Source organism: Alkalicoccobacillus porphyridii, assembly GCF_007293315.1.
In the GTDB taxonomy this organism is placed as follows: Bacteria; Bacillota; Bacilli; order Bacillales; family Bacillaceae_D; genus Alkalicoccobacillus; species Alkalicoccobacillus porphyridii.
The window spans coordinates 333,125-349,402 of the sequence record NZ_VLXZ01000001.1 but is presented as its reverse complement, the minus strand read 5'-3'; the positions used below and the strand labels follow the sequence as shown (position 1 = coordinate 349,402).

The 16,278-nt window shown below is 42.4% G+C and carries 17 protein-coding genes; 16 read left to right on the top strand and 1 reads right to left on the bottom strand.

Features of this window, described 5'->3' with window-relative positions; genetic code table 11:
• Position 1 precedes the first annotated feature (1 nt).
• The 9 genes from hisF to FN960_RS01635 all read left to right on the top strand — a co-directional run bounded on the left by hisF (position 2) and on the right by FN960_RS01635 (position 7,666).
• A complete protein-coding gene (hisF, locus tag FN960_RS01675) occupies positions 2 to 760 on the top strand; it encodes an imidazole glycerol phosphate synthase subunit HisF (RefSeq protein WP_143846631.1) in 759 nt (252 codons plus the stop codon).
• Positions 757 to 1,383: a bifunctional phosphoribosyl-AMP cyclohydrolase/phosphoribosyl-ATP diphosphatase HisIE gene (hisIE, locus tag FN960_RS01670; RefSeq protein WP_143846630.1), complete on the top strand. Its 627-nt coding sequence runs from the start codon at positions 757 to 759 to the stop codon at positions 1,381 to 1,383. Before hisF ends, hisIE begins: the two co-directional genes overlap by 4 nt.
• Positions 1,384 to 1,651: 268 nt before the next feature.
• The gene (locus FN960_RS01665) at positions 1,652 to 2,686 is read left to right on the top strand and encodes a tetratricopeptide repeat protein (RefSeq protein ID WP_143846629.1); all 1,035 of its coding nucleotides are present in this window, start codon (positions 1,652 to 1,654) and stop codon (positions 2,684 to 2,686) included.
• Positions 2,687 to 2,793: 107 nt separating this feature from the next.
• Positions 2,794 to 3,738 carry a thioredoxin-disulfide reductase gene (trxB, locus tag FN960_RS01660; protein ID WP_143846628.1) on the top strand — a complete coding sequence of 315 codons (945 nt, stop codon included), beginning with the start codon at positions 2,794 to 2,796 and terminating at the stop codon, positions 3,736 to 3,738.
• Positions 3,739 to 4,056: 318 nt separating this feature from the next.
• A complete protein-coding gene (locus FN960_RS01655) occupies positions 4,057 to 4,530 on the top strand; it encodes an 8-oxo-dGTP diphosphatase (RefSeq protein WP_143846627.1) in 474 nt (157 codons plus the stop codon).
• Between the two features lie 28 nt (positions 4,531 to 4,558).
• Positions 4,559 to 5,452, top strand: a complete 894-nt coding sequence (gene rapZ / locus FN960_RS01650; protein ID WP_143846626.1) for an RNase adapter RapZ — start codon at positions 4,559 to 4,561, stop codon at positions 5,450 to 5,452.
• Positions 5,449 to 6,408, top strand: a complete 960-nt coding sequence (locus FN960_RS01645) for a gluconeogenesis factor YvcK family protein (protein WP_143846625.1) — start codon at positions 5,449 to 5,451, stop codon at positions 6,406 to 6,408. The genes rapZ and FN960_RS01645 overlap by 4 nt, the downstream gene beginning before the upstream one ends.
• Before the next feature lie 30 nt (positions 6,409 to 6,438).
• Positions 6,439 to 7,389: a DNA-binding protein WhiA gene (gene whiA, locus FN960_RS01640; protein WP_143846624.1), complete on the top strand. Its 951-nt coding sequence runs from the start codon at positions 6,439 to 6,441 to the stop codon at positions 7,387 to 7,389.
• 19 nt (positions 7,390 to 7,408) lie between these two features.
• Positions 7,409 to 7,666 (top strand): HPr family phosphocarrier protein, encoded by a 258-nt coding sequence (locus FN960_RS01635; RefSeq protein ID WP_143846623.1) that lies wholly within the window; start codon positions 7,409 to 7,411, stop codon positions 7,664 to 7,666.
• A 192-nt stretch (positions 7,667 to 7,858) separates the two neighbouring features.
• On the opposite strand, the gene clpP is transcribed toward FN960_RS01635, so the two are convergent.
• Positions 7,859 to 8,449 (bottom strand): ATP-dependent Clp endopeptidase proteolytic subunit ClpP, encoded by a 591-nt coding sequence (gene clpP / locus FN960_RS01630; protein WP_143846622.1) that lies wholly within the window; start codon positions 8,447 to 8,449, stop codon positions 7,859 to 7,861.
• A 251-nt stretch (positions 8,450 to 8,700) separates the two neighbouring features.
• On the opposite strand from clpP, the gene FN960_RS01625 reads away from it, so the two are divergent.
• The 7 genes from FN960_RS01625 to eno all read left to right on the top strand — a co-directional run bounded on the left by FN960_RS01625 (position 8,701) and on the right by eno (position 16,094).
• Positions 8,701 to 8,937 carry a glutaredoxin family protein gene (locus FN960_RS01625; RefSeq protein ID WP_260681889.1) on the top strand — a complete coding sequence of 79 codons (237 nt, stop codon included), beginning with the start codon at positions 8,701 to 8,703 and terminating at the stop codon, positions 8,935 to 8,937.
• Between the two features lie 153 nt (positions 8,938 to 9,090).
• Positions 9,091 to 10,110 (top strand): sugar-binding transcriptional regulator, encoded by a 1,020-nt coding sequence (locus tag FN960_RS01620; protein ID WP_143846964.1) that lies wholly within the window; start codon positions 9,091 to 9,093, stop codon positions 10,108 to 10,110.
• 76 nt (positions 10,111 to 10,186) lie between these two features.
• On the top strand, positions 10,187 to 11,194 hold the full coding sequence (gene gap, locus FN960_RS01615) for a type I glyceraldehyde-3-phosphate dehydrogenase (RefSeq protein ID WP_143846620.1): 1,008 nt from the start codon (positions 10,187 to 10,189) through the stop codon (positions 11,192 to 11,194).
• A gap of 90 nt (positions 11,195 to 11,284) precedes the next feature.
• The gene (locus FN960_RS01610; protein ID WP_143846619.1) at positions 11,285 to 12,472 is read left to right on the top strand and encodes a phosphoglycerate kinase; all 1,188 of its coding nucleotides are present in this window, start codon (positions 11,285 to 11,287) and stop codon (positions 12,470 to 12,472) included.
• A 23-nt stretch (positions 12,473 to 12,495) separates the two neighbouring features.
• The gene (gene tpiA, locus FN960_RS01605) at positions 12,496 to 13,251 is read left to right on the top strand and encodes a triose-phosphate isomerase (protein ID WP_143846618.1); all 756 of its coding nucleotides are present in this window, start codon (positions 12,496 to 12,498) and stop codon (positions 13,249 to 13,251) included.
• Positions 13,248 to 14,780 (top strand): 2,3-bisphosphoglycerate-independent phosphoglycerate mutase, encoded by a 1,533-nt coding sequence (gpmI, locus tag FN960_RS22680; protein ID WP_185970866.1) that lies wholly within the window; start codon positions 13,248 to 13,250, stop codon positions 14,778 to 14,780. The genes tpiA and gpmI overlap by 4 nt, the downstream gene beginning before the upstream one ends.
• A gap of 30 nt (positions 14,781 to 14,810) precedes the next feature.
• Complete coding sequence (gene eno / locus FN960_RS22675; RefSeq protein ID WP_438799591.1) at positions 14,811 to 16,094, top strand: phosphopyruvate hydratase; 1,284 nt, start codon at positions 14,811 to 14,813, stop codon at positions 16,092 to 16,094.
• The last annotated feature ends 184 nt before the right edge of the window (positions 16,095 to 16,278 follow it).

The window sequence follows — 16,278 nt, the reverse complement described above, 5'->3', positions numbered from 1 at the left end:
GATGCTAACTAAACGTATCATTCCATGCCTTGATGTGAAAGAAGGCCGCGTTGTAAAAGGTATTCAATTTGTTGGCTTACGAGATGCTGGTGATCCTGTGGAACTTGCAGCTTTTTATGATGGCCAAGGTGCCGATGAACTCGTCTTTCTTGACATCTCTGCCTCTCATGAAGGGCACGAAACGATGATTGAAGTAGTTGAGGAAGTTGCAGGTAAGCTTGCCATTCCGTTTACCGTTGGTGGTGGGATTCGTACACTTGAAGACATGAAACGAGTTTTGCGTGCTGGCGCAGATAAAGTATCCTTGAATACGGCTGCCGTGTTACGTCCGGAATTGATTAAAGAAGGTGCTGACTTCTTTGGCGCTCAGTGCATTGTGGTCGCCATCGATGCAAAATATGATGAACAGCTTGGGTCATGGCGTGTTTATACCCATGGAGGCAGAAAGCCAACAGAATGGGAAGTGGCTGATTGGGCGAAACACGCCGTCTCACTGGGCGCAGGAGAAATTTTATTAACGAGTATGGATCAGGACGGCGCGAAAACTGGTTTTGACGTGCCATTGCTAAAAAAAGTAGGCGGAGTGGTTTCAGTTCCGGTGATCGCCTCTGGAGGAGCAGGTAAGCAAGAGCATTTCCTTGAAGCCTTTACCGATGCAGACGCAGATGCGGCGCTGGCAGCCTCTATCTTCCACTATAAAGAAACCTCTGTGGCCGAAGTGAAAAGCTATTTAAAAGGGGAAGGACTGTCGATTCGATGAATCTAGATCTTGTGAAATTTGATGACCGTGGCCTCGTGCCGGCAATCGTGCAAGACGCTGTAAGTAAAGAAGTTTTAACCCTTGCTTATATGAACAAAGAGTCTTTAGCAAAGTCGATTGATACTAAACAAACATGGTTTTATAGCCGTTCCAGACAAGAGCTTTGGCACAAGGGAGCGACATCAGGAAATACTCAAACCATTCATGGTATTCGCTACGACTGTGACCAGGATGCACTACTGGTTTTAGTGACACCCGCAGGTCCCGCTTGTCATAAAGGGAACTATACATGCTTCTCAGATTCCCTCTTAAATCAGCAAGTTTCAACCGATGAAACAAACTCAGCCGCAATTCTCACTGAACTTGAGCGTATTATTGCTGAACGTGAAACCGAGATGCCAGAAGGAGCCTATACCACCTATCTTTTTGAAAAAGGTGTGGATAAAATTCTTAAAAAGGTTGGCGAGGAAGCCTCTGAAGTCATCATCGCAGCAAAAAACCGCGATCGTGAAGAGTTAACCAACGAATCAGCAGATCTTTTGTATCACTTGTTTGTGTTGCTTCGTGAGCAGAAGGTTTCATTTAGTGAAGTAACAGATATTTTGAAAGCAAGGCATGAATAGAAAGACTCAGAACAAGGGGAGGCGATGGCCGTTCCCTTGTTTTTTTATGTGGATGTAATAAGGTTTATGGAAAATGAGGGGACTCTCTGGTTTGATTAAAATGCTACATTAAACGTCTCCCCCGCAATCAGAGGAACAGAAGTAATAATTCCTATCATTTCCATTAATCAAATTGTCGATAAATCAACCCGCCTCCCTTCCATTTTTTTATGCATATGATGTATACTGGACAAGCATATAGTAGACATCTGGAGGGAACACACGTTATATGGATGTAACGGTTTATCGAAAAAAACATGCTAAGGTTATTCCTTTTCTTCAAAATGGAGATTACTTCTTTCACCGAGGCATTGATGCATATAAGAAAAAGAATTTAAAGCGCGCAGTTACCTTGTTTGAGCGTGCCGTGAAGCTGACAGATAAAGAGCCTGTTTTTCAAGTTCAGCTTGCGGCTGTTTTATCGGAGCTGAATGAATACGAACGATCTAATGACATTTTGAGAGATGTGTTGATTGAAACAGAGGGTCAGCATCCCGAGTGCCATTTTTTTATGGCCAACAATTATGCCTATCTTGGGCAATTTCATCTGGCCGAACAAGAGGTAAGAACGTATTTACAAAGCACTACTGCTTCAAATCGTCTGGAAGGCGCTGAGGAATTACTAGAGATGCTGACAGAGGAATACGATGAGGTGGATGAGGAGACCGAGGATTTTGAAGACCTCATCTCGGGGCATGCCACTGCGGGATCCTTTTTAAAACAAAATAAACCTGATCAAGCCATTCCGGTCTTACAGGAAATGATTGAGGATCATCCGACATGTTGGACGGCCTATAATCACTTGGCGGAAGCGTATTTTCGTGCGGGTCAAAAAGAAAAAGCCTTTGATATATCAGAAAAGGTTCTTTCTGAGGATCAGGGTAATTTGTTTGCGTTAGCTAACGTTGCGTTGTTTTCACTTGATATGGGAGATCTTCAAGAAGCGGGGAGATATGCCGAAATGCTTCGCCGGGTCTACCCGATTGATGCGGATCATTACTTAAAGGTTGCCCGGGTGCTATGTGCACTGGGAGAATACCATGAAGCAGAAAAAAGGTTAAGTGAGGTCGATACGCTAACCTTTGATTTAGACCCTGAATTATATGATTGCAGGGGCGTGGCAAAGTACCAGCTCGGTTACAAAGAGCGTGCGAAGACACTGTGGACAAAAGCTGTAAAAAACGGGTTCGATAAAAGTGAAGAACGCGTAATGCATTTTGAACAACTTCAACAAAAGGATGTAAACTACCGCTTGTGGCCATAATACCTATGAGCAAATTGATAGACACACTTCATTGATTTCGTTACGATTACCTTAAAGAGCGTGATTAATGAACACGACTGAGAACGTGTAATTCAGGAGGATTTATAATGAGCGAAGAAACCATTTATGATGTAATAATAGCTGGAGCTGGACCAGCGGGTATGACAGCTGCGGTGTACACTTCTCGTGCACAGTTAAGTACTTTAATGCTAGAGCGGGGTATTCCGGGTGGTCAAATGGCAAACACAGAAGAAGTAGAGAATTATCCTGGGTTTGACCATATTTTAGGTCCTGATCTTTCAAATAAAATGTTTGAGCATGCGAAGAAATTTGGCGCTGAATATGCTTATGGTGATATTAAAGAGATTATTGATGAAGGCGAAACGAAACGAATCATTGCCGGTTCAAAGGAATATAGAGCAAAAGCAGTCATTGTAACTACAGGAGCTGAATACAAGAAAATTGGCGTGCCTGGTGAAAAAGAGCTAGGTGGACGTGGTGTTTCTTATTGTGCGGTTTGTGATGGAGCATTCTTTAAAAATCGTGAGCTTGTTGTCATTGGTGGCGGCGATTCAGCTGTTGAGGAAGCCGTTTATTTGACTCGCTTTGCTTCTAAAGTGACAGTTATTCACCGTAGAGATGAGCTTAGAGCTCAAAAGATTCTTCAACAACGCGCCTTTGACAACGAAAAGGTAGAATTCATTTGGAATCAGGTTGTAACGGAGATTCAAGAAGAGAATGGTAAGGTTGGAAGTGTGAAGCTGAAAAACACGCAAACGGGTGAAGAGTCCGAGTTCAAAGCAGATGGTGTGTTCATTTACATTGGTATGCTTCCATTAAATGAAAGTGTTAAGGATTTAGGTATTCTTAATGAAGAAGGCTATGTGGTGACAAACGAGGAGATGGAAACAAAGGTTCCTGGTATCTTTGCCGCTGGAGACATTCGCGAAAAATCTTTACGTCAAATTGTGACAGCTACAGGTGACGGAAGTATCGCCGCTCAAAATGTGCAACACTATATCGAAAGTCTTGCTGAAAAAGTCAAACCATGACGAAATGTCAAACTGTTGTATAAAATGTAGGATAAAAGATACTATGTTTTAGGCAATATTCAAAAATGGGGGACTCTGAAACCCTTGCAGGGACAGGGTTTCGTAATTCGCTCTTAATCATTCTGTAACAATCATGAAATATAAAACTGTTACACTATGTTTAAGTAATTGACCCCCTTTTTATATATCTTTTGCACGAGTTCTTTGGAGCTCGTGCCCTTTTTTTGTGCAAATGGAAGAGTGAGTAGGCTTCTGAATAATTGTAGCAGTCTCAAAATAAATGTATACTATTACTGTAAAGACATTGAGGTGATTTGATTGCAGCGAGTAACAAATTGCACGGTTATAAAAGATGGCAAGGTTTTGCTTCTACAAAAGCCAAGTCGTGGCTGGTGGGTGGCTCCAGGTGGAAAGATGGAGACAGGCGAAACCATTAAGGAATCAGCTATTAGAGAATGTAGAGAAGAGACAGGCTTTACTGTAAAAAATCCTGAATTAACAGGAGTTTACACGATGGTTATAGAAGAAGATGGTAAGGTTATCTCGGAATGGATGCTATTTACCTTTAAGGGCACGGATTACTCAGGAACCATGCTTGAGCATTCTCCAGAAGGTGAGCTGAAATGGTGGGATACCGATAAAACAAATAACCTGCCTATGGCTGAGGGCGACAGAAAATTAATGCAGCACTCGTTACACGGTGAGGGTATCATGTTCGGAACCTTTTACTACTCACCGAGTTATGAGCTTCTCCGATCACGGATAGATTCAGATCCTACGGTGAAATCATAATATCAAGTACTAACAAGAGGTGTTTTTTATGGGAGAGGTAGATCATACAATTGAAATCGTCATCATAACAGGAATGTCTGGAGCGGGGAAAACGGTAGCTGTTCAGAGCTTTGAAGATCTGGGCTATTTCTGTGTTGATAACCTCCCACCAGCACTGCTTCCAAAATTTATTGATTTAATTGAGGGTGCCAGCGGTAAGATGAACAAAGTGGCTTTAGTTATGGATTTACGGGGGCAGCGCTTTTTTGATCATTTATTTGAAGCCGTAGATCAGCTAAGTAACGGAAACAGCAAACCAAACGTTCAAATACTTTTTCTTGAATCAAAGGATAATAAACTCGTGCAACGCTATAAGGAATCAAGGAGAACACACCCACTTGCTAAAAACGGATTACCACTTGAGGGTATTCGATTAGAGAGGGAAATGCTTGAAGAGCTTAAAGGGCGAGCGCAATTTATTATTGATACGACAGATCTTAAGCCAATTGAGCTTAGAGAGCGACTCATTCGACGTTTTTCTTCTGATGCTAAACAATCCTTTTCAGTTCAGCTCCAGTCATTTGGTTTTAAGTATGGTATTCCTATTGATGCAGACTTAGTTTTTGATGTTCGATTCTTACCTAATCCTCATTATGTTGACCATATGAGACCGCAAACGGGGCTTGACGAAGAGGTTTCTTCCTATGTCCTAAAATGGTCAGAGACTCAGCAATTTGTGGAAAAGCTAACGGACCTTTTGAATTTTATGCTGCCACAGTACAAACGAGAAGGAAAAAGCCAGGTAGTCATTGGCATCGGCTGTACGGGTGGTCAACATCGATCGGTCACATTGGTCGAGTATTTTGCTAAGCAGTTTTCAAAGGACTACGAGGTACATGCAACTCACCGAGATATTTCCAAGCGAAAGGGCGTCCATTCTTGAAGCGTAATATAGTAGTTATAGGTGGCGGGACGGGCTTATCCGTGTTATTACGTGGACTAAAAACGTACCCTGTCAATATTACAGCCATTGTTACGGTAGCTGATGATGGTGGAAGCTCCGGCATTCTTCGGAAAGAACTGGATATTCCTCCTCCGGGAGACGTTAGAAACGTCTTAACAGCACTTGCAGAAGTTGAACCATTAGTCGAAGAGTTATTTCAACATCGTTTTACAAATGGTAGTGGATTGTCCGGGCACTCTCTTGGGAATTTACTTCTTGCAGGAATGACGTCCATTACTGGAGATTTTCATCAAGGAATTGTGGCCGTGAGCCGTGTTTTAAATGTACGTGGGACGGTTCTACCAGCCGCAAACCAAAGTATCGTCCTGCATGCTGAAATGCAGGATGGTTCGATCATTTCAGGAGAGTCAAAGATTCCTGCCGTTCAAAAACCGATTAAACGAGTCTTTCTTACTCCTGAACAGATTGACCCTTTACCAGAAAGTCTGCAAGCAATTAAAGAGGCAGATTGGATTGTCTTAGGGCCAGGAAGCTTATATACAAGTGTGCTTCCGAATTTATTGGTGCCAGGAATAGCAGAGGCGATTCAGAGTTCGACGGCGAGAAAGGTCTACATTTGTAATGTGATGACGCAGCAGGGTGAAACGGACGGTTACAGTGCCGCCGATCATTTAAAAGGCATCATTTCACATTGTGGGACAGGGCTAGTCGATGATATTTTGGTGAACGGAACTACAATTTCCGATCAAGTTATGGAACGCTATGCAGAAGAAATGGCTTTTCCCGTAATGGTTGATCAAGAGGAGCTTAACAAGCTTGGTGTGCAGGTGATTAAAGACCATTTTGTGCTCGAACAGGATGGACAGCTTCGACATCATGCTAAAAAGGTCTCGGAAGCCATTTTAAGTGCAGGACCCTATAAACTTAATTGTTAATACAGACTTAAATGGAAGGAGTGGGCGAAGATGTCCTTTGCAGCCAAAGTAAAAAAAGAACTGACTCAGCTGGAACCTGCCGATACATTTGCCTCAGCTGAATTGGCTGCCTTAGTTCGCATGAACGGCTCGCTTTCGTTTGGTCGACAGCAAGTAGGGCTGGATATAACAACGGAAAATGCAGCCATAGCAAGACGCATCTATACACTGCTAAAGCAAGTGTTTCCAGATACATTTATCGAGCTTTTAGTTCGAAAAAAAATGCGATTAAAGAAAAATAATGTGTACCTGGTACGAGTATCCAGAGGTGCACAAGCTTTGATGGAACAGCTTGGTATTTTGGGTGAAGGCTTTACAATCATACGAACGATTGACCCACATGTGATTGATACAGAGCAAAGAAAAAGAGCATATATGCGTGGCGCTTTTCTTGCTGGAGGGTCAGTCAATCACCCAGAAACCTCGTCCTATCACCTTGAGATATTCTCTTCCTCGGAGGAGCATAATATCTCTCTTTGTGAACTGATGAACGAGTATGGATTACGAGCAAAGACACTGGAACGGAAAAAGGGCTATATTGTGTACATTAAAGAAAGTGAAAAAATCACCGAGTTCCTTAGTATTATTGGTGCTCATCAAGCATTACTTTACTTTGAAGATGTGCGTATCTTAAAAGATATGCGCAACTCTGTAAACCGTTTAGTCAATTGTGAAACGGCAAACTTAAATAAAACAGTTGGGGCGGCATTACGCCAAGTCGAAAATATCCGCCTTATTCAACGAACGATTGGCTTAGAGCAGTTGCCGCCAAAGCTACGCGAAATTGCTTTATTACGTCTGACCCATCAAGATGTTACATTAAAAGAACTTGGGGATATGCTTGAGGGCGGCAAGGTCAGTAAATCAGGAATTAACCATAGATTAAAAAAAATAGATGAAGTCGCAGAAAAGATACGAAACGGTGAAGTTTTGAAAAATTAAATGCTAAGGGGATATGTATATGCTTAAAGAAGAAGTAACAGTTGCCATAAAGGGAGGGCTTCAGGCTCGCCCGGCCGCATTGTTTGTGCAGGAAGCTAATCGTTTTTCATCAAATGTTAACATTGAAAAAGACGGAAAAATAGCAAATGCAAAAAGTATCATGGGAATCATGAGCTTAGCTATCAGACATAACGCATCCATCGTAATCAGTACAGATGGACACGACGAACAAGAAGCATTAGACGCACTAGTAGCTTATGTTTCAGACCAAGCATAAAGTGTAACAGACTGCGATTGGAGAGAAGGGCAGGGGTGATAGCAGCGGGCCAAACCAGGTTTTTTATCGTGCCTACGGAAAGCGTCTCCAATTGTTGACTTGGATGCAATTACTAAACAAATCAAAAAAGCTTGCCAACAAGTTAACTTGTTGGCAAGCTCGGATGGCCAATGGCCGTCTTTTTTTGTGTCATTATTTCTGAGGCTGAGAAGCAATAACTTCATCAATTAAGCCGTACTCTTTGGCACGTTCAGCAGTCATGAAGTTATCACGATCTGTGTCACGAGAGATAATATCAATCGTTTGACCCGTACGCTCAGAAAGAATTTCATTTAGCTTCGAGCGCATCTCAATGATACGACGAGCATGGATTTCGATATCTGAAGCCTGTCCTTGTGTTCCGCCTAATGGCTGGTGAATCATAACTTCACTGTTTGGAAGAGCAAGACGTTTACCTTTTGCACCTGCAGCTAATAGGAAAGATCCCATTGAAGCAGCCATACCTATGCAGATGGTTGATACATCAGGCTTGATAAATTGCATCGTGTCATAAATGGCCATACCAGACGTGATAGAACCACCCGGACTGTTAATATAAAGTGAGATGTCCTTATCTGGATCCTCTGCTTGTAGGAATAAAAGCTGAGCCACAATCGAATTTGCGACGTTATCATCAATCGCGCTTCCTAGCATAATAATTCTGTCCTTCAAAAGACGAGAATAAATATCATAGGCACGCTCGCCGCGGTTGGTTTGTTCAATAACTGTAGGGATGAGATTCATGTTTCATTCCTCCTGTGAAATGTAGTTAAATTAAGTAAGTTCAGCTTAGATTTAATTGCTGTATGTACATCATACCGATTAGGTCAAAGAAGGTCAAATAAAATACACTCCTTCTCTTTTATTAATTCCCTACGCTTAGCAAAAACCCTTCTTTAATCATTTCCGATTTATTCAAATGTTAAACCGGCTTATCGTCAATCGCTGAGTTTTGCTATACTAAACATAATACGTATGAAACGGAGACAAAGATCATGCATCTAATCTTTTATTCTAAGGAAAACTGTTCAATTTGTGATAAAGGGCTGCAAACCATCGAATCTCTTAAAAAAGAATTTACATTTACATTAGAATATGTCGATATCTATTCCGATGACCAATTGCTAGAACAATATATGTGGAGAATTCCCGTCGTTAAAATGGATGGAAAGGTAATTGATGAAGGCATCCTTTCAACAAGCAAATTGCGTTCTTCATTTCCAAAAACGTAATCATTTGTACCTGTAAAAAAGCAGGCAAAAAACTTGTCAATGTCGTGAACAATTGATATGATATGAAGTGAAGTAGACATTTGCTCTCATTGGGACGTAAAATGTCTATGAGGGACATTTTATGTCCCGTTAAAGGAAGAGGTGCTGCTGATGATGAGGAGCTTGGTTACTTTGCAAAAGCAGCTTGTGCCAGAATTGGTAGAGGTTATGCAGGAGCGCTATCGCCTGATGCAATTTGTTTTTTTACATCAGCCAATAGGACGAAGAGCCCTTGCCGTGAATCTTCAGCTTTCTGAACGGATTGTACGCAGTGAAGTAACATTCCTGAAGAATCAGCGCCTAGTTTCATTTACAACGGCTGGTATGAGCTTAACGCGAGAAGGAGAAACTGTTCTTGTCCAACTTGAGGATCTTATGAAGGAGATTCTGGGTTTGAGCGCGCTTGAAACAAAGCTCGAACAAAAGCTGGGTGTTGCAAAGGCTGTGATTGTAGCAGGAGACAGTGATGAAGAAGACTGGGTGAAACAGGAGATGGGCCAGGCTTGTGTGAAAGAGCTTAAGGCTATTATTGAACCCGATTCTGTTGTTTCGGTTATGGGTGGAACAACTCTTGCGGCAGTTGCTCAAATGATGACACCTGATCCAAAGGTAAGTCAATGTATCTTTGTACCAGCGCGTGGAGGCCTCGGTGAGAAGGTTGAAAATCAAGCCAACACCATTAGTGCAGAATTTGCTGATCGAGCTGGGGCAGAATACCGATTGATGCATGTACCGGATCAGTTAAGTGAAGAGGCTTATGCATCACTGATCCAAGAGCCTTCTGTAAAGGAAATACTTGATTTAATCAAAACCTCTCGCATTCTCATGCACGGAATTGGTGATGCTACGAGAATGGCAGCTAGAAGAAGCTCAGAAGAGCCGTTTATGATGAAATTAAAAAGGGAACACGCAGTAGCAGAGGCCTTTGGTTATTATTTTAATCAAAGTGGTGAGATTATTCACCGCCAGCGCACAATCGGTTTGCAGTTAGATGAACTCGACACTGGAAAGCATGTTATTTCTGTTGCAGGTGGGGCATCAAAAGCAAATGCCATAGCTGCTTACACCAAGCATAGGCCGAGTGATGTATTAATCACAGATGAAGCTGCTGCTAGAAAATTGCTTCAATTGTAAGACTCAACGTAGGAGAAAAGAGCAATGCTCTTTTTGATAGATTAAGCTTTTAAATTATGTCAGGAGGAATTTCAACATGGCAACGAAAATTGGTATTAATGGTTTTGGACGTATTGGACGTAATGTATTCCGCACGGCGCTTCAAAACCCTAACGTAGAGGTAGTAGCAATCAACGACTTAACAGATGCAAACATGCTTGCTCATCTTTTAAAGTATGACACGGTTCACGGGAACCTGGATGTAAGCATCGAAGTAAAAGACAACGCGATTGTTGTTGACGGTCAAGAGATCAAAGTATCTGCTGAGCGTAACCCAGCTGAAATTGGATGGGATAAGCACGGAGTAGAAGTGGTTATTGAGTCAACTGGTTTCTTCACTAAACGTGCAGACGCAGCGAAGCACATCGAAGCAGGAGCAAAGAAAGTAATTATCTCTGCACCAGCCTCTGATGAAGATATCACTGTCGTTGTAGGTGTAAACGAAGACAAATATGATCCAGCAAATCATGACGTTATTTCTAACGCATCTTGTACAACTAACTGCTTAGCGCCTTTCGCTAAAGTATTAAACGATCAATTTGGTATCCGTCGTGGACTAATGAACACTGTTCACTCTTACACAAATGATCAGCAAATTCTTGATCTTCCACACAAGGATTATCGTCGTGCTCGTGCAGCTGCTGAGAACATCATTCCAACATCAACTGGTGCAGCTAAAGCCGTAGCTCTAGTTCTTCCAGAGCTTAAAGGAAAACTTAATGGTGCAGCAATGCGTGTACCTACACCAAACGTATCACTAGTTGACCTTGTTGTTGAGCTTGATAAAGAAGTAACAGCTGAAGAAGTAAACGCAGCACTTAAAGAAGCATCTGAGGGTAAACTTAAAGGTGTTCTTGGTTACTCTGAAGAGCCATTAGTATCTCATGACTACAATGGCAACACACATTCTTCTACAATCGACGCACTTTCTACAATGGTTATGGAAGGCAACATGGTTAAGGTTATCTCTTGGTATGATAACGAAACTGGCTTCTCAAACCGTGTCGTTGACTTAGTTGAATACATCGCAAGCAAAGGGCTATAATGGAGCAAGCGGAATATTTAAGAGGAGCAGGGTCTAACATCTGACTCCTCTTTCCGCTTGTAACACTTTAAGAATGAGGAGGGCATGTTCATGAAGAAGCAAACGCTTCAGGATGTAACACTTACTGGAAAACGCGTGTTTGTTCGTGTTGATTTTAATGTACCAATGAAAGATGGAGCTATTACCGATGAAACGCGTATCAAAGCAGCGCTCCCAACGATTAAGCACCTAGTAGAACAAGGAGCTAAAGTCATCCTTGCCAGTCATTTGGGTCGACCAAAAGGACAAGCAGTGGACGAGCTTCGCTTAAAGCCTATAGCTGAAAGATTGTCTGAGCTATTGAACAAGCCTGTAGCCTCAAGTACTGAAGCTCGTGGTGAAGTAGCAGAAAAGGCTGTTAACGAGCTGAACGATGGCGATGTACTATTACTTGAAAATGTTCGTTTTTATTCTGGAGAAGAGAAAAATGATGCAGAGCTTGCAAAAGAATTTGCAGCATTAGCTGATTTTTATGTAAATGATGCATTTGGCGCAGCTCACCGTGCTCATGCTTCAACCGAAGGCATTGCCAAACATCTTCCTTCTGCCGCTGGATTCTTAATGGAAAAAGAACTTGAGGTACTTGGTCAAGCATTAACTGAGCCAAAACGTCCATTCACAGCCATCATTGGTGGGGCGAAGGTAAAGGACAAAATTGGTGTTATTGACCATTTGCTAGACAAAGTAGATAACCTAATCATTGGTGGAGGACTTGCTTACACCTTTGTAAAAGCCCTTGGTCATGAAGTAGGAAAATCACTTCTAGAAGAAGATAAGATCGACCTAGCTAAAAGCTTTATGGAAAAAGCAAAAAAGAACGGTGTAAACTTCTATATGCCTGAGGACGTTATCGTTTCTGATGACTTCTCTAACGATGCGAACACACAAATTGTTCCAATTAGCGAAATTCCGGCAGACTGGGAAGCTCTGGACATTGGTCCAAAAACACAGGATACATATAAAAAGGTCGTTGCAGACTCTGCACTTGTGATCTGGAACGGTCCAATGGGTGTATTCGAACTTGAGACCTTTGCAGGTGGAACAAAAGCAGTAGCGACAGCACTTGCCGAAAGCACAGACACCTACTCTGTTATTGGTGGGGGAGACTCAGCCGCTGCAGTAGAAATGTTTGGACTAGCAGATAAAATGAGTCATATCTCCACTGGTGGTGGCGCATCACTTGAGTTTATGGAAGGTAAGGACCTTCCTGGTGTTGTGGCCCTTTCAGATAAAAAGTAATTAATTACGAAAGGTGATGAAGCATGCGTAAACCTATTATTGCAGGTAACTGGAAAATGAACAAAACCCTTTCTGAGGCAACAGCGTTTGCTGAAGAGGTAAAAAACAAGATTCCTCACGCAGATGCGGTTGATTCAGTTGTGTGTGCACCATCCCTTTTCCTTCATAGCCTTGTTCAGGCAGCAGAAGGAACGGATTTACAAATTGGTGCGCAAAATGCTTACTTTGAAACAAGTGGAGCTTTCACTGGAGAAACAAGCCCAGCTGCTCTTGCTGACTTAAAGGTAGAGTATGTTGTACTTGGTCACTCTGAACGCCGTGAGCTTTTTGGTGAAACAGATGAGCTTATTAACAAAAAGGTACATGCTGCTCACGAACAAGGTCTAATTCCTATTCTTTGCTGCGGTGAAACGTTAGAAGAGAAGGAAGCAAATCGTACGAATGATGTGCTAAATGAGCAGATTACAAAAGGTCTTGCTGGTTTAACTGAAGAACAGGTTAAGAAAACCGTGATCGCTTATGAGCCAGTATGGGCAATTGGTACAGGGAAATCTTCATCTTCAGAGGATGCTAACGAAGGCTGCGGTTATATCCGTACAGTGGTCGCAGAAGCATTTACGCATGAAGTATCAGATGCTGTTCGTATTCAATACGGCGGTAGCGTAAAACCAGCGAATATTGCTGAATACATGGCGCAATCTGATATTGACGGAGCTTTAGTTGGAGGAGCAAGTCTTGAACCAGCTTCATTCCTAGAGCTTCTGGAGGCGGTAAAATGAGTAAGAAACCCGTTGCTCTAATTATCCTAGATGGCTTTGGTTTAAGGGACGAGACCAAAGGCAACGCGGTAGAGCAGGCGAACAAACCCAATTATGACCGTTTTCACAATGAATTCCCCCACGCAACGCTTAAAGCGGATGGGGAAGCCGTTGGATTACCAGCCGGTCAAATGGGTAACTCAGAAGTAGGTCATCTAAACATCGGTGCGGGACGCATTGTGTATCAAAGTTTAACACGTGTTAATTTAGCTATTCGTGAAGGGGAGTTCTTTGAGAACCAAACCTTCTTAGATGCGATTAATCATGTGAAAGAAAAAGGAACAGCTCTTCACCTATATGGCTTACTTTCTGATGGTGGAATTCATAGCCATATTGATCACCTTTTTGCTCTGTTAGATTTAGCTAAGAGAGAGAACCTAGAGAAGGTGTATATTCATGGTTTCTTAGATGGTCGTGATGTGAGCCCTACCTCTGCCGAATCCTACATCAAGTCCCTTCAAACAAAGCTTGATGAGATCGGCATTGGAGAGATTGCTACATTACATGGCCGCTATTATGCTATGGACCGTGATAAGCGTTGGGATCGACTTGATAAATCCTACCGTGCCATGGTTTACGGTGAAGGACCATCTTACAGCAGTGCGTATGAAGTGATTGAAGACAATTATAAAAACGAAATCTATGATGAGTTTGTTATTCCTTCTGTGTTGACGAACAAAGAAGGCCAGCCTGTAGCTACAGTGCAAAATGAGGATGCCGTTATTTTCTTTAACTTCCGTCCTGATCGTGCCATTCAGCTATCACAGGTATTTACAAACGATGATTTCAGAGGATTTGAACGTGGAGATAAGTTTCCAAAGCATCTTCATTTTGTTTGCCTGACAAGATTCAGTGAGTCTATTGACGGATTTGTAGCCTTCAAACCAACAAATCTTGATAATACACTTGGTGAAGTATTGTCGCAGCAGAACCTACGTCAATTAAGAATTGCAGAAACGGAGAAATACCCGCATGTAACATTCTTCTTTAGTGGGGGACGTGAGCAGGAATTCCCTGGTGAAGAACGAATTTTGATTGATTCACCAAAAGTAGCAACCTATGACTTAAAGCCGGAAATGAGTGCCTACGAAGTAACAGATGCGTTGGTGGCTGAGATTGAGGCTGAGAAGCATGATGCGATTATTTTAAACTTTGCAAATCCAGACATGGTAGGACATTCAGGAATGCTTGAACCAACCATTAAAGCGATCGAGGCAGTTGATGAGTGTCTTGGACGAGTAGTCGATGCCATCCATGAAAAAGGCGGCGCTGCAATTATTACTGCTGATCACGGTAATGCAGACGAAGTCGTGACTCTAGAGGGCAAGCCAATGACGGCTCATACAACAAATCGTGTGCCAGTGATTGTAACTGAAAAAGGAGTAACACTACGTGAGGATGGCAAATTAGCAGACCTTGCACCAACCCTTCTTCAATTACTTGATGCAAAACAGCCGGAAGAAATGACGGGACAAACATTAATTAAATAACAAACAAAAAGGGAGATGATTAGCTTGACTATGATTACTGATATTCATGCACGTGAGGTTCTTGATTCACGCGGAAATCCAACAGTAGAAGTAGAAGTTTACCTAGAATCTGGAGAATGGGGCCGTGCACTTGTACCAAGTGGTGCTTCCACAGGAGAATATGAGGCAGTAGAGCTTCGCGATGGCGGAGACCGCTTCATGGGTAAAGGAGTTCTTCAAGCAGTAGCAAACGTTAATGATATCATTGCACCAGAATTAATTGGTGAAGATTCACTAGACCAGCTTGGTATCGACAAGCTTTTACTAGAGCTTGATGGCACAAAGAACAAAGCAAAACTAGGAGCGAATGCAATCCTTGGTGTATCTATGGCCGTTGCACACGCAGCAGCAAAAGCACTAGGATTACCACTTTACGTATACCTGGGTGGATTCAACGCTAAAACTCTACCAGTACCAATGATGAACATCATCAACGGTGGAGAGCATGCTGACAATAACGTAGACATTCAAGAGTTTATGATTATGCCAGTGGGAGCAGAAAACTTTAAGCACGCCGTTCAAATCGGTGCAGAAATTTTCCACAACCTTAAAGCTGTTCTTAAATCAAAAGGCTACAACACAGCTGTAGGTGATGAAGGTGGATTTGCTCCAAACCTATCTTCAAACGAAGAAGCGCTTCAAACAATCATTGAAGCCATCGAAAAAGCAGGCTACAAGCCAGGAGAAGAAGTTCAATTAGCAATGGATGTTGCCTCTTCAGAGCTATTTAATAAAGAAGACGGTAAATACCATCTTTCAGGAGAAGGTAAAGTCTTCACATCTGAAGAGCTTGTTGGCTTCTATGAAGAGCTTGTATCTAAATACCCAATCATCTCCATTGAAGATGGCCTAGACGAAAACGACTGGGATGGTCACAAGCTATTAACTGAAAAGCTTGGCGACAAAGTACAGCTTGTTGGAGATGACTTATTTGTAACCAACACAGAAAAGCTAGCTGAAGGAATTGAAAAAGGAATTTCTAACTCAATCCTTATCAAAGTGAATCAAATCGGTACACTTACAGAAACATTCGAAGCAATCGAAATGGCAAAACGCGCTGGTTACACAGCTGTCATCTCTCACCGCTCTGGTGAAACAGAAGATGCTACCATCGCAGACATTGCAGTTGCAACAAACGCTGGTCAAATCAAAACGGGTGCTCCATCACGTACAGACCGCGTAGCGAAGTACAACCAATTACTTCGTATCGAAGACGAGCTTGCTGACGTAGCTATCTACGGCGGACGTAAGTCTTTCTACAACCTATCTAAATAAGTACGCAAATAAAAGCCCCTTAGGATGACTCCTTAGGGGCTTTTTTATATGGATTCAGTGAGACGGTGGGTTGGTCTTGGTAAAGAGCGTGGAGTTCTTGGAGAGGAAGCCGTTCTTCTTGGTAAGCGATGCTGAGTCTTGGTAATGGACGTGGAGTTCTTGGAGAGGAAGCCGTTCTTCTTGG